The 11,419-nt window shown below is 68.5% G+C and carries 11 protein-coding genes and 1 pseudogene; 10 read left to right on the forward strand and 2 right to left on the reverse strand.

Translation table 11 applies throughout. The annotated features are described in order from the left end of the window. From KAY22_RS18940 to KAY22_RS18980, 9 genes are all read left to right on the forward strand, one after another. Positions 1 to 255, forward strand: a 255-nt coding sequence (locus KAY22_RS18940) for a dihydrofolate reductase (protein ID WP_296624836.1), incomplete at its 5' end; no start/stop codon positions are given. Positions 256 to 290: 35 nt separating this feature from the next. Beyond that, entirely contained in the window at positions 291 to 1,232 is a 942-nt protein-coding gene (locus tag KAY22_RS18945) for a bifunctional riboflavin kinase/FAD synthetase (protein ID WP_296624837.1), read from the forward strand. A gap of 89 nt (positions 1,233 to 1,321) precedes the next feature. Next, entirely contained in the window at positions 1,322 to 4,303 is a 2,982-nt protein-coding gene (ileS, locus tag KAY22_RS18950; protein WP_296624838.1) for an isoleucine--tRNA ligase, read from the forward strand. Beyond that, positions 4,296 to 4,817: a signal peptidase II gene (gene lspA, locus KAY22_RS18955; protein ID WP_296624839.1), complete on the forward strand. Its 522-nt coding sequence runs from the start codon at positions 4,296 to 4,298 to the stop codon at positions 4,815 to 4,817. The genes ileS and lspA overlap by 8 nt, the downstream gene beginning before the upstream one ends. Further along, positions 4,807 to 5,238, forward strand: coding sequence for a DUF3035 domain-containing protein (locus KAY22_RS18960; protein ID WP_165324122.1), 432 nt, complete (start codon positions 4,807 to 4,809; stop codon positions 5,236 to 5,238). Before lspA ends, KAY22_RS18960 begins: the two co-directional genes overlap by 11 nt. Before the next feature lie 75 nt (positions 5,239 to 5,313). Further along, the gene (locus tag KAY22_RS18965) at positions 5,314 to 6,234 is read left to right on the forward strand and encodes an ABC transporter permease (RefSeq protein WP_296624840.1); all 921 of its coding nucleotides are present in this window, start codon (positions 5,314 to 5,316) and stop codon (positions 6,232 to 6,234) included. Further along, complete coding sequence (locus KAY22_RS18970; protein ID WP_296624841.1) at positions 6,234 to 7,016, forward strand: ABC transporter permease subunit; 783 nt, start codon at positions 6,234 to 6,236, stop codon at positions 7,014 to 7,016. The genes KAY22_RS18965 and KAY22_RS18970 overlap by 1 nt, the downstream gene beginning before the upstream one ends. Further along, positions 7,013 to 8,581 carry an ABC transporter ATP-binding protein gene (locus KAY22_RS18975; protein ID WP_296624842.1) on the forward strand — a complete coding sequence of 523 codons (1,569 nt, stop codon included), beginning with the start codon at positions 7,013 to 7,015 and terminating at the stop codon, positions 8,579 to 8,581. Before KAY22_RS18970 ends, KAY22_RS18975 begins: the two co-directional genes overlap by 4 nt. Positions 8,582 to 8,682: 101 nt before the next feature. Beyond that, on the forward strand, positions 8,683 to 9,036 hold the full coding sequence (locus KAY22_RS18980; RefSeq protein WP_296624843.1) for a hypothetical protein: 354 nt from the start codon (positions 8,683 to 8,685) through the stop codon (positions 9,034 to 9,036). A 15-nt stretch (positions 9,037 to 9,051) separates the two neighbouring features. On the opposite strand, the gene metC is transcribed toward KAY22_RS18980, so the two are convergent. After that, complete coding sequence (gene metC / locus KAY22_RS18985) at positions 9,052 to 10,224, reverse strand: cystathionine beta-lyase (RefSeq protein WP_296624844.1); 1,173 nt, start codon at positions 10,222 to 10,224, stop codon at positions 9,052 to 9,054. 20 nt (positions 10,225 to 10,244) lie between these two features. After that, positions 10,245 to 11,084, reverse strand: coding sequence for a 3-mercaptopyruvate sulfurtransferase (gene sseA / locus KAY22_RS18990; RefSeq protein WP_296624845.1), 840 nt, complete (start codon positions 11,082 to 11,084; stop codon positions 10,245 to 10,247). Positions 11,085 to 11,269: 185 nt separating this feature from the next. On the opposite strand from sseA, the pseudogene KAY22_RS18995 reads away from it, so the two are divergent. Next, a pseudogene (locus KAY22_RS18995) lies at positions 11,270 to 11,419 on the forward strand (NADPH-dependent 7-cyano-7-deazaguanine reductase QueF); the annotation flags it as partial.

Below are 11,419 nucleotides of genomic sequence, written 5' to 3' on the forward strand. Positions count from 1 at the left end.
GTCCACAGCGTGGAGGAAGCGATCGCGGCGGCAGGCGACGCCCCACGCCTGTCGGTCGTCGGCGGCGCCGAGATCTATGCGCTGACGCTCGACCACGCCGACCGGATCGAGCTGACCGAGGTCGACCTGGAGCCGGAGGGCGATACGATCGTCCCGCCCTTTGATCCCGCTCTCTGGGCCGAAGCCGCGCGCGAGGCGCATCCCGCCGAGGGCGGACGGCCGGCCTACACTTTCGTGACGTTGGTCAGGCGCTGATTGCGCGGGCGTCCGCCCCTTTCTATAGGCGGCGCATGGAGCGGCTGACATGCGACCGCCCCGTGCCCGCGCATCTGCGCGGGGGCGTGGTGGCCCTAGGCAATTTCGACGGCTTCCACAGGGGGCATCAGGCGGTCGTCGGCGCGGCGATCGCGCATGGCCGCGCGACCGGACGTCCGGTGCTCGTCGCCAGCTTCGATCCGCACCCGGTCCGCTTCTTCCGTCCCGACGCACCGCCCTTCCGGCTGACCACGCTCGAACAGCGCGCCGGTCTGTTCGCCGAGGCGGGTGCCGACGCGATGCTGGTGTTCCGCTTCGACGGGACGCTCGCCAGTCTCACCCCCGAGGAGTTCGTCTCCGACCTGCTGATCGGCCGCGCAGGCGCGGCCCATGTCGTGACCGGCGAGGATTTCACCTTCGGCAAGGGCCGCTCGGGCAATGTCGCGATACTGTCCGAGATCGGCGCGCGCCACGGCATGACCACCGCCGCGATCGGCCCGGTCAGCGACGACAAGGGGCCGATCTCGTCGAGCCGCATCCGCGCCGCGCTGACCGAGGGCGATCCGCAGGAGGCCGCGCGCCTTCTGACCCGCCCCTTCCGCATCGCCGGCACCGTCCAGCATGGCGACAAGGTGGGACGCACGATCGGCTATCCGACCGCGAACATCGCGCTCGATCGCTATCTGCGCCCGCGCTACGGCATCTATGCGGTGCGCGGTCGCCTGCCCGACGGGCGCGTGATCGATGGCGCGGCCAATGTCGGCATCCGCCCGACCTTCGACCCGCCCAAGGAGCTGCTCGAGGTCTTCTTCTTCGACTTCGCCGAAAGCCTCTACGACCAGCCGATCGAGATCGAGCTGATCGCCTATATCCGGCCCGAAGCGAAGTTCGACAGCCTCGAGGCGCTGACCGCGCAGATGGACCGCGACTGCGCCGAAGCCAAGCGGATACTTGCCGCGTCCAGCCCGGTCGCGTAGGGCCTGCCCGCAAACCCCGATCCTGTCCGACGCTGCCGAGACCGTCTCGGCGCCGCGCCTGACCGGCGGCCTGTGGAACAGATCTTCGAATGACCGACGCAGCACCCGACTATCGCACCACCGTCTTCCTGCCGAAGACCGACTTCCCGATGAAGGCCGGCCTCGCCCAGAAGGAACCCGCGATCCTCGCCCGCTGGGCGGCAGAGGACCTGTACGGGACGCTGCGCAAGACGCGCGCAGGCAGCGAGCGCTTCATTCTCCACGACGGCCCGCCCTACGCCAATGGCGACATCCACATGGGCCATGCGATGAACAAGGTGCTGAAGGACATCATCGTCCGCAGCCAGTCGCTGCTCGGCAAGGACGCACCCTATGTCCCCGGCTGGGACTGCCACGGCCTGCCGATCGAGTGGAAGGTCGAGGAAGCCTATCGCGCCAAGAAGCTGAACAAGGACGAGGTCGACCCGGTCCAGTTCCGCGCCGAATGCCGCGCCTATGCCGAGAAATGGGTGTCGGTGCAGCGCGAGCAGTTCAAGCGGCTGGGCGTCGACGGCGACTGGGACGATCCCTATCTGACGATGAAGTATGACGCCGAGGCGGCAATCGTCGGAGAGCTGCTGAAGTTCGCCGAGAGCGGCCAGCTCTATCGCGGCGCCAAGCCGGTGATGTGGTCTCCGGTCGAGAAGACGGCGCTGGCCGATGCCGAAGTCGAATATGAGGACATCACCTCGACCCAGATCGACGTGGCGTTCGAGATCGTCGAGAGCCCCATCCCCGAACTGATCGGCGCCCATGCGGTGATCTGGACGACGACCCCGTGGACGATCCCTGTCAACCAGGCGCTCGCCTATGGGCCTGAGGTTGAATATGTTCTGATCGAAGCTGGCTGGGGCAAAACCCTCAGCGATACATCGTTCGAGAACGGTGCGAATGTCGCCAACAAGAAGCTTCTGATAGCCGCTCAACTGTTGGAGGCGGTAAGCAAGCGCCTCGGATTCACCTCGCACGCTGAGTTTTGGCGCGGCATGGGATCCGACCTCGCCGGCAGCATCGCGCGCCACCCGATGCACGAGCTTGGCGGTTTCTTCGCCAAGCCCCGCCCGCTGCTCCCCGGCGACTTCGTCACGACCGATGCGGGTACCGGCCTCGTCCATATGGCGCCCGACCATGGCGAGGACGACTTCTTCCTGTGCAAGGCGCATGGCATCGAGCCGGTGTTCGCGGTCGAGGGCGACGGCAAGTACCGCGCCGACTGGGCGTGGCTCGGCGGCCAGGGCTCGGTGATCAACGCCAAGTTCACCGCGCCCGACGGCCCGATCTGCACCGACCTGCACGAAGCCAGCGCGCTGCTCGCCGCCAGCGCCGACTTCAAGCACAGCTATCCGCACAGCTGGCGCTCCAAGGCCAAGGTGATCTTCCGCTGCACCCCGCAATGGTTCATCCCGATGGACCGCAGCCTGAGCCCCTCCCCTTCAGGGGAGGGGTCTGGGGTGGGGCCTCAGGGTCTCGCAGAGTCGGGCGTTGGTGGGGAGAGTGGCCCCCACCCCACCCCCTCCCCTGAAGGGGAGGGGCTTAGCCAGAGCAACGCCGCCACGCTCCGTGAAACCGCGCTCGATGCGATCGAGCGGACGCGCTGGGTGCCCGAGAAGGCGCGCAACCGCATCCATGCGATGGTCGCGGGTCGCCCCGACTGGGTGATCAGCCGCCAGCGCGCCTGGGGCGTGCCGATCGCGCTCTATGTCGACCGCAAGACCGGCGACTATCTGCGCGACACGGCGGTCAACGCCCGCATCGTCGAGGCGTTCAAGGCCGGCGGTGCCGATGCCTGGTTCACCGCCGACCATCAGCAGTTGCTCGGCGCCGACTACGACGCCGCCGATTATGAGCCGGTCAACGACATCCTCGACGTCTGGTTCGATTCGGGCTGCACCCACGTCTTCACCGTCGAGGCGCGCTACGGCGCCGGCACCCGCGCCAACCTCTATCTCGAAGGCTCGGACCAGCATCGCGGCTGGTTCCAGTCGTCGCTGCTCGAAAGCGCCGGCACGCGCGGCCGGGCGCCCTATGACGCGGTGCTGACCCACGGTTTCGCGCTCGACGGACAGGGCCGCAAGATGTCGAAGAGCGTCGGCAATGTCGTCGACCCGCTCAAGATCATCAACGAGAGCGGCGCCGACATCCTGCGCCTGTGGGTCGCCTCGACCGACTATTTCGAAGACGTCCGCATCGGCAAGGAAATCCTCGCCGGCACTTCGGACGCCTATCGCAAGCTGCGCAACACCTTCCGCTATCTGCTCGGCGCGCTCGAAGGCTTCGACGAGTCGGAGCGTGTCGCCCCGGCGGACATGCCCGAGCTGGAGCGCTACGTCCTAAACCTGCTCGCGTCGCTCGACGCGGAACTGCGCGAGGCGACCGCCGCGTTCGAGTTCAACCGCTACGCCCGCGCGCTGAGCGATTTCGCGAACAACGACCTGTCGGCCTTCTTCTTCGATATCCGCAAGGACTCGCTCTACTGCGACGCCTCGTCGGACCTGAAACGCCGGGCCTATCGTACCGTCCTCGACACCCTGTTCCACGCGCTGGTGCGCTACGCAGCGCCGATTCTCTGCTTCACCGCCGAGGAAGTGTGGACGACGCGCTATCCGGACGCCGGGTCGGTCCACCTGCTGACCTGGCCCGAAGTCGACGTCGGCTGGCGCGACGAAGACCTGCGCATGCGGTGGGAGCTGCTGCGCCGCTATCGCCTGAAGCTCACCGGCCAGATCGAGCCGCTGCGGCGCGAGAAGGTTATCGGATCGAGCCTGGAAGTCGACGTGACCGCGGTCAGCTATGATCCGGCCGAGGCCGCGCTGCTCCGTTCGGTCGACTTCGCCGAGATCGCGATCGTAGCCAAGGTCGAGGTCGTCGACGGCGATCCGGCTGCCGCCGAACTGGCCGCCGGATCCGACCCGATCGCCTTTGAGGTCGCCAAGACCGAGGCCGAGAAATGCGGCCGCTGCTGGCGGCATCTGCCCGAAGTGACGACCGAAGGCGCGCTGTGCGACCGGTGCGAGACGGTGGTCCATGGCTGACGCCCTCGGGCGACGCCATCGGGCCTTCGGGTTGATCGTCGCCGTCCTCGTCCTGCTTGCAGACCAGATCAGCAAAGCGCTGATCATGGGTCCGCTCGCCCTGCCGCAGCGCGGGCTGATCCCGATCATGCCCTTCTTCGACCTGCGCTGGGTCGAGAATTACGGCATCTCGATGGGCTTCCTCGTCGCCGGATCGAACGCCGAGCGGTGGATTCTCGTCGGGCTGACCTCGGCCATCGCGATCGGCGTGATCGTCTGGCTGTGGCGCGAGACGGCGCGGATCGACGTCGCGGCGCTGGGGCTCGTCCTTGGCGGTGCGGTGGGGAATATCGCGGATCGGACACGGCTCGGCTATGTTGCCGACTTTCTCGATCCGCATATCGGCGACTGGCATCCCTTTTTGGTCTTCAATGTCGCGGATGCCGCGATTACCATTGGCGTAGTGATCCTGGTCGCGCGTGCGCTGTTCGCGCGCGAGTCCCGGGACGGTTCGGAGAATATCGATGCGGTCTAAGTTGCTTCTGGGTTCGGCACTGGTCGCGATGACCCTGCTCGCGGCGTGCAGCCGCGGAGACCGCCCCGGCGTGATGGCCGGCCGCTCGTCCAATCTCGATGCCTTCGCGGTGTCGAAGCGCGCGCCGCTGACCATCCCGCCCGATTTCGCGCTGGTCCCGCCGAAGCCGGGCGCCTCGCGCCCGCAGGAGGCCGATTCGAGCCAGCAGGCGCTCTCGGCGCTGTTCGGCAACACCCAGGCACCCAAGAGCCAGACCGAGAAGGACATCATCGGCCTGACCAAGACCGTGCCCGAGCCCGGCATCCGCTCCTCGGTCGGTGAGATCAGCCAGTCGACCGTAGACAAGGGCAACACCACCCGCACCATCCTCGCTGCGGCCGCGACGACCAACGACACGGCCAGCGTCTCGCTCGGCAACTGACGGGCCAGACGCCTCGTCTGATCAGGGATGACCCGGCTGCGGCCGGGTCGCTCCCGTCCAGCCGGCGATCCTGATATGCTGGAGCTGATCCGGCGCCGCCTGTTGACGGCGCTGCCGACGCTCGCCGCCGTCATCATCCTGTCCTTCCTGCTGATGCGCCTCGCGCCCGGCGGTCCCTTCGACGGCGAGCGCCCGCTCGACCCGCAGACGCGCGATGCGCTGATGGCGGCCTATGGCCTCAACGAGCCGCTGCACGTCCAGGTCGGAGTCTATGTCTGGCGGCTGCTCCATGGCGATTTCGGGCCTTCGCTCGTCTATCGCGACTTCACCGTCACCGACCTGATCGCGCGCGGGCTGCCCGTGTCGCTGACGCTCGGCGGCCTCGCCCTTGTCCTCGCGCTGCTGATCGGTCTGCTGGCGGGCATGGCCGCCGCCGTCCGGGCGGCTAGCCGCACCGACCGCGTCCTCATGCTGATCGCCACGCTGCTCACCGCCCTCCCCTCCTTCGTCGTCGGCCCGTTGCTGGTCCTGCTTCTCGGGCTGTGGGCCGGATGGCTTCCGGTGTCGGGGTGGGGCGACGGCGATGTCCCGCACCTCGTCCTGCCCGTGATCGCGCTGGCGCTGCCGACCTCTGGCGCCATCGCCAAGCTGGCCCGCGCCGGCCTCGCCCAGGTGCTGGCGCAGGACCATGTCCGCATGGCCCGCGCGCGGGGTTTCGGCGAGCGCCACGTCCTGTTCGTCCACGCGCTCCGGCCCGCGCTGGTGCCGGTGGCCTCCTATCTCGGCCCGGCGGCAGCGGGCCTGCTGACCGGTGCGGTGGTGATCGAGACGGTGTTCGCCCTGCCCGGCCTTGGCCGTTACTTCGTCCAGGGAGCGCTCAACCGCGACTATCCGCTCGTGATGGGAGTCGTCACTCTCTACGCAGCCCTCATCATCCTGTTCAACCTGCTGGCCGACCTCGCTTATGGCTGGCTCGATCCCCGGACACGCGGCTGATGCGCGGGCCGCTAGCGATCGTCGCGCTGATCCTGCTCGCAGCCCTCGTCGGCCCCTGGCTGGTCGAGTGGCGCTATGACGCCATCGACTGGGCGGCGGTCCGCGCCGCACCGCTGTCTCCGGGCCATCTGCTCGGCACCGACAGCGTCGGTCGCGACCTGCTCGCCCGCACGCTGATCGGCGCGCGCGTCACCCTGGGGGTCGCGCTGGCGGCGGCGCTCGTTTCGCTGATCATCGGCGTCGGCTGGGGCGCCATTGCCGGCTGGAAAGGCGGACGCACTGACGAGGCGATGATGCGGATCGTCGACGCCCTCTATGCGCTGCCCTTCATGTTCGTCGTGATCCTGCTTATGGTGCTGTTGGGGCGATCGATCCTGCTCGTGTTCCTCGGCATCGGCGCGGTCGAGTGGCTGACAATGGCGCGCGTCGTGCGCGGACAGATGCTCGCCCTGCGCGAACGCCCCTTCGTGATCGCGGCCGAGGCGGCCGGCACGCCGCCGGTCGCGATCGTCCTGCGCCACATGCTGCCCAACCTTGCCGGCGTCGCCATCGCCTATCTGCTGCTGACCATCCCGCAGGTGGTGATGATCGAGAGCTTCCTCTCCTTCCTGGGTCTGGGCGTGCAGGAACCGATGACCTCGCTCGGCATATTGCTGAAGGACGGGGTCGACGACATGGACATCGCCCCCCATGCGATGCTGCTGCCCGCCCTCGTGCTCGTTGCCCTGCTGCTCAGCCTCACGCGCATCGGCGAACGCCTGCGCGACCGGTTCGTCGGATGAGCCTGCTCGTCGCCCGCAACCTTTCGGTCGAAATCGCGGGACGGCCGGTCGTGCATGGCCTCGACTTCATGCTGGAGGCGGGCCGCAGCCTTGCGCTGGTCGGCGCCTCGGGGTCGGGCAAGAGCCAGACCTGCCTCGCCCCCTTCGGCTTGTCGGTGGGCAGGGCCTCCGGCGCCTTCCTGCTGGCGGGCGAGGAGCTGATCGGTCTGCCCGAGCGCCAGTTGCGGCGGATACGCGGCACCCAGGTTGGCTTCGTGTTCCAGCAGCCGCTGACCGCACTGACCCCGCACATGACGATCGGCGCCCAATTGCGCGAGGCATGGACCCAGGCCGGTGCGGCGCGCCCCTCGCGGGCGGCAATGGAGGCGGCGCTCGAACGCGTCGGGCTCGACCGGCCGGGCGAGCGGCTCGACCAATATCCGCACCGCCTGTCCGGGGGACAGCGGCAGCGCGCGCTGATCGCGATGGCGATCGTCCATCGGCCGAAGCTGCTCGTGGCGGACGAGCCGACCACCGCGCTGGACGCGATCCTGCGCGCCGAGATCATGGCGCTGCTCAGCCGCCTCTGCCGCGAGGAGGGCATGGCGCTGCTGCTCGTCAGCCATGACCTCGCGGCGGTATCCGACCATGCCGATGCCGTCGCGGTGATGGAGCATGGCCGCATCGTCGAGACCGGGCCGACCCGATCGGTCGTCGACGCGCCGATCACGGCCTATGCGCGCGCGCTGGTCGCAGCGAGCCCCCGGCTCGACCAGCCGCCGCCCGCGCTCGGGCCGGTCGGAGCGCCGCTGCTGGAGGCACGCGACGTCTCGGTTTCCTTCCGCAAGCCCGGCTGGCGGGGCGGTCGCCTGCAAGCGGTCGACAGCCTCTCGATCGGCGTGGCCGAAGGCGAAACGGTCGCGATCGTCGGCGGCTCGGGATCGGGCAAGTCGACCTTCGCCCGTGCCATCGCCCGGCTCGGCCCGATCGACGCGGGCGAGGTGCGCTGGCGCGAAGCCCCCCTCCCCGAGCGTGAAGCGATGCGCCCGCGCGACCGGGCGGGGTTACAGCCGGTGTTTCAGGACCCGGTCGCCAGCCTCGATCCGCTGTGGACGGTGCGCGAGATCATCGCGGAACCGCTGCGCCGCCTGCGCCCCGATCTCGACCGGGCTGCGATCGACCAACGCGTGGGCGCGGTGTTGACGGAAACGGGCCTGTCGCCTGACCTCGCGGACCGGCGCCCCTCGGCACTTTCGGGCGGACAGGCGCAGCGCGTGGCGATCGCCCGCGCGCTCGGCCCCGATCCAGCGATGCTGCTGCTCGACGAGGCGACCTCGGCGCTCGACGTGCTTGTGGCGGGCACGATCCTCGACCTGCTCGGCACGCTCCAGCGCGAACGCGGCCTTGCCATTTTGATGATCACCCACGACCTCGCGGTCGCCCGCCGCCTGTGTCACCGGATCGTCGTGATGGATCGCGGCCGGATCGTCGAGCAAGGCCCGGCTGCGGAGCTGGTCGATGCGCCTCGACACGAGATCACCCGCCGGCTGGTCGAGGCGAGCCGATCCCACGCTGGCACCGCCTGACGCCCGATTACGGCTTTCCGCAGTGGGCGGAGCGGGCAGGGTTGACCGGATATTAAGCATTTCTGCCCATCGTCGCCGACGGACAAAGGGCGGAGGCCAGCATGCTCGAACGCGCGATACGGATCAATACAGGGACGCCCGCGACCGCCCAGCATTGCTTCGAACTGCTCGACCGCACGCTCGGCCGCTCGACCGACATCGCCGCGCGCGAGGGCGTGTCGGGCCTGCTCTCCACCCTGACCGAAGCCTATGCCGGCGCGCATCCGGTGACACGGCGACGGATCGACGCGCTGCTGCGCGAAGCCGAACTGATCGCCGCCATGGGCCTGAACGCGGTTGCGGCGCGCGACACCCGCTCGCCCCATGGCAGCCAGGCCGCCATCGCTGCGCTCGACACCGCACTGCAGGACATCGCCGGCCGCATCCGCTCCACCCTGTCGCCCGTTATCATCTGAACGGGCGTGTAGCGGTCAGCCGACCGCCGCCGCGAAGCGTTCGAGACCCAGCCGCAGATCCTCGATCAGATCGTCGGGGTCTTCCAGGCCGATGTGCAACCGCACGAGCGGCCCCTCCGCCTGCCAGGACGTGGCGGTGCGCAAGGACTGCGGATCGACCGGCAGGGCGAGGCTTTCAAAGCCGCCCCAGGAAAAGCCGATGCCGAAATGGCGCAGCCCGTCGATCAGCGCGGCGCGGGCGGCTTCGTCGCCCCCGCGCAGCATGAAACTGAACAGCCCCGAGGCGCCGGCAAAATCGCGGACCCAGAGCGCGTGACCGGGACAATCGGGCAGGGCCGGATGCAGGACGCGCGCGACCTGCGGTTGCTCCGCCAGCCATCGCGCCACCCGCAGCGCGCTCTCCTCATGCCGGGGCAGCCGGACCTCGAGCGTGCGCAGACCACGCAGGGCCAGAAAGGCGTCGTCGGGGCTGATGCTCTGCCCCAGCGCGGTCGCGGCCTGCCGCAGGCGCGGGTAGAGCGCGGGCGTGGCGGTCGCCGATCCCATCATCGCGTCCGAATGGCCGACCACATATTTGGTGCAGGCGAGGATCGACACATCGACGCCGTGCGACAGCGCCGGGAACAGCAGCGGCGTCGCCCAGGTGTTGTCGATCGCGGTAAGCAGGCCCTTATCCCGCGCCACGCCGACGATCGCCGGCACGTCCTGCACCTCGAAGGTCAGGCTGCCGGGGCTCTCGAGGAAGATTAGTTTCGTGTCGGGGCCGATCAGCTCGGCAATGCCCGCGCCGATGCCTGGATCGTAGAAACGGGTGCGTATGCCCATGCGCCGCAGCAGTCCGCCGCACAGCGCGCGGGTGGGTTCATAGGCGCTGTCGACCATCAGCAGTTCGTCGCCGGGCGACAGCAGCGCGAGCAGCGTGGCCGCGATTGCCGCCACGCCCGACGGGTAGAGCAACGTGCCCCCCGCTCCCGGCTCCAGTTCGGTCAGAGCCTCGGCCAGCGACCATTGGCTGGGCGTGCCGCGCCGGCCGTAGAACAGGCCGTCATCGGGCTTGCGGGTCGCGGCGCGCAGTTCGGCGACGCTGTCGAACAATATGGTGGAGGCGCGCCAGACCGGCGTGTTGACGATGGTCCGCCGTTCGCCATGCGGTCGCCCGGCCGTCGCCAGCCGGGTTCCCGTCTTCAACCTGTCGCGATCACCTGCGTTCACGCAGGACCGATCGCCTTTTCCGTGTCCGGGAGCAAGCCCCACTCGCTCCACGAGCCGTCATAGAGCGCCACGTCTTCCTTACCGAGCAGAGCGGCGGCGAACAGGAGGACCGCAGCGGTGATGCCCGAGCCGCAGGTGGTGATCATCGGCTTATTCCAGTCGACGCCGGCGGCGTCGAACTCGGCGCGCAGCTCGGCCTTGTCCTTGAAGGTGCCATCCTCATTGAACAGCCGCTCATAGGGCAGGTTGCGCGAGCCCGGGATATGGCCCGCCGCCAGACCGCGCGGATCGACCTCCTCGCCGGTGAAGCGCTTGGCACCACGCGCGTCGAGGACCTGCTCGGCGCCGCTCGCCAGATTGGCCTTCATCTGCGCCAGATCGCGCACCGGGGCGGGATCGCGCCAGACGGTGAAGTGGCGATGGCGCAGCGCCACCTTACCCTGCTCGACCGGGCGGCGTTCGGCGATCCACTTGGCGATGCCGCCGTCGAGGATCGCGACCTGATTGACGCCGAACATGCGGAACATGAACCAGGCGCGCGCGGCGGTGCGATGCGGGCTGTTGTCGTAGAGCACGATCCGGCTGCCGTCACCGAGGCCCAGCGACTGCATGCGGCTGGCGAACTTCTCCGCGCTCGGCAGCATCGACGGCAGGCTGGACGTATCGTCCTTGAGATTGCCGAGGTCGAGAAACACGGCTCCGGGAAGGTGGCGCGCCTCATATTCGCCCTGCGCATCCCGCCCGGCATCGAGCGCGAAATAGGTCGCGTCGACGACGCGGAGATCATTCGCTCCGAGCTCGCCCGCAAGCCATTCGGTCGAAACCAGCATGTCCATCATAACCTCCTCAAACGAACGCGACAGAGCGCCACGCCTTCACTCAACGAATCGACACGCCTGGGGAGGCGTCGCTTAGTTACGTATCACGGGAATGTATGGCAAGTATATTTGTTCCTGATGCCCATATTTGTAATTTTCATACAGATATGGCGATCCCGCCAGCGCTTCGCTAAGGGCGCCGCATGTCCAAACCGCTCCATCTCGGCCAGACCAGCACGCTTCCGGCCACGCCCGAGGAAGCGATCCTCGATTATGTACCCAACCCGCGCAAGGGTCTCTATATGGTGCGCTTCGCCGCGCCCGAGTTCACATCGCTCTGCCCGGTAACCGGC

The sequence above is a fragment of the Rhizorhabdus sp. genome (assembly GCF_018006725.1).
Lineage (GTDB): Bacteria > Pseudomonadota > Alphaproteobacteria > Sphingomonadales > Sphingomonadaceae > Rhizorhabdus.

Excerpts from the sequence above, each read along its gene's own strand:
- KAY22_RS18980 (WP_296624843.1), top strand. The coding sequence starts at position 8,683 with ATGCTCGAACGCGCGATACGGATCAATACAGGGACGCCCGCGACCGCC.
- KAY22_RS18975 (WP_296624842.1), top strand. The coding sequence starts at position 7,013 with ATGAGCCTGCTCGTCGCCCGCAACCTTTCGGTCGAAATCGCGGGACGG.
- KAY22_RS18965 (WP_296624840.1), top strand. The coding sequence starts at position 5,314 with ATGCTGGAGCTGATCCGGCGCCGCCTGTTGACGGCGCTGCCGACGCTC.
- sseA (WP_296624845.1), bottom strand. The coding sequence starts at position 11,084 with ATGGACATGCTGGTTTCGACCGAATGGCTTGCGGGCGAGCTCGGAGCG.
- lspA (WP_296624839.1), top strand. The coding sequence starts at position 4,296 with ATGGCTGACGCCCTCGGGCGACGCCATCGGGCCTTCGGGTTGATCGTC.
- ileS (WP_296624838.1), top strand. The coding sequence starts at position 1,322 with ATGACCGACGCAGCACCCGACTATCGCACCACCGTCTTCCTGCCGAAG.
- KAY22_RS18970 (WP_296624841.1), top strand. The coding sequence starts at position 6,234 with ATGCGCGGGCCGCTAGCGATCGTCGCGCTGATCCTGCTCGCAGCCCTC.
- KAY22_RS18960 (WP_165324122.1), top strand. The coding sequence starts at position 4,807 with ATGCGGTCTAAGTTGCTTCTGGGTTCGGCACTGGTCGCGATGACCCTG.
- KAY22_RS18945 (WP_296624837.1), top strand. The coding sequence starts at position 291 with ATGGAGCGGCTGACATGCGACCGCCCCGTGCCCGCGCATCTGCGCGGG.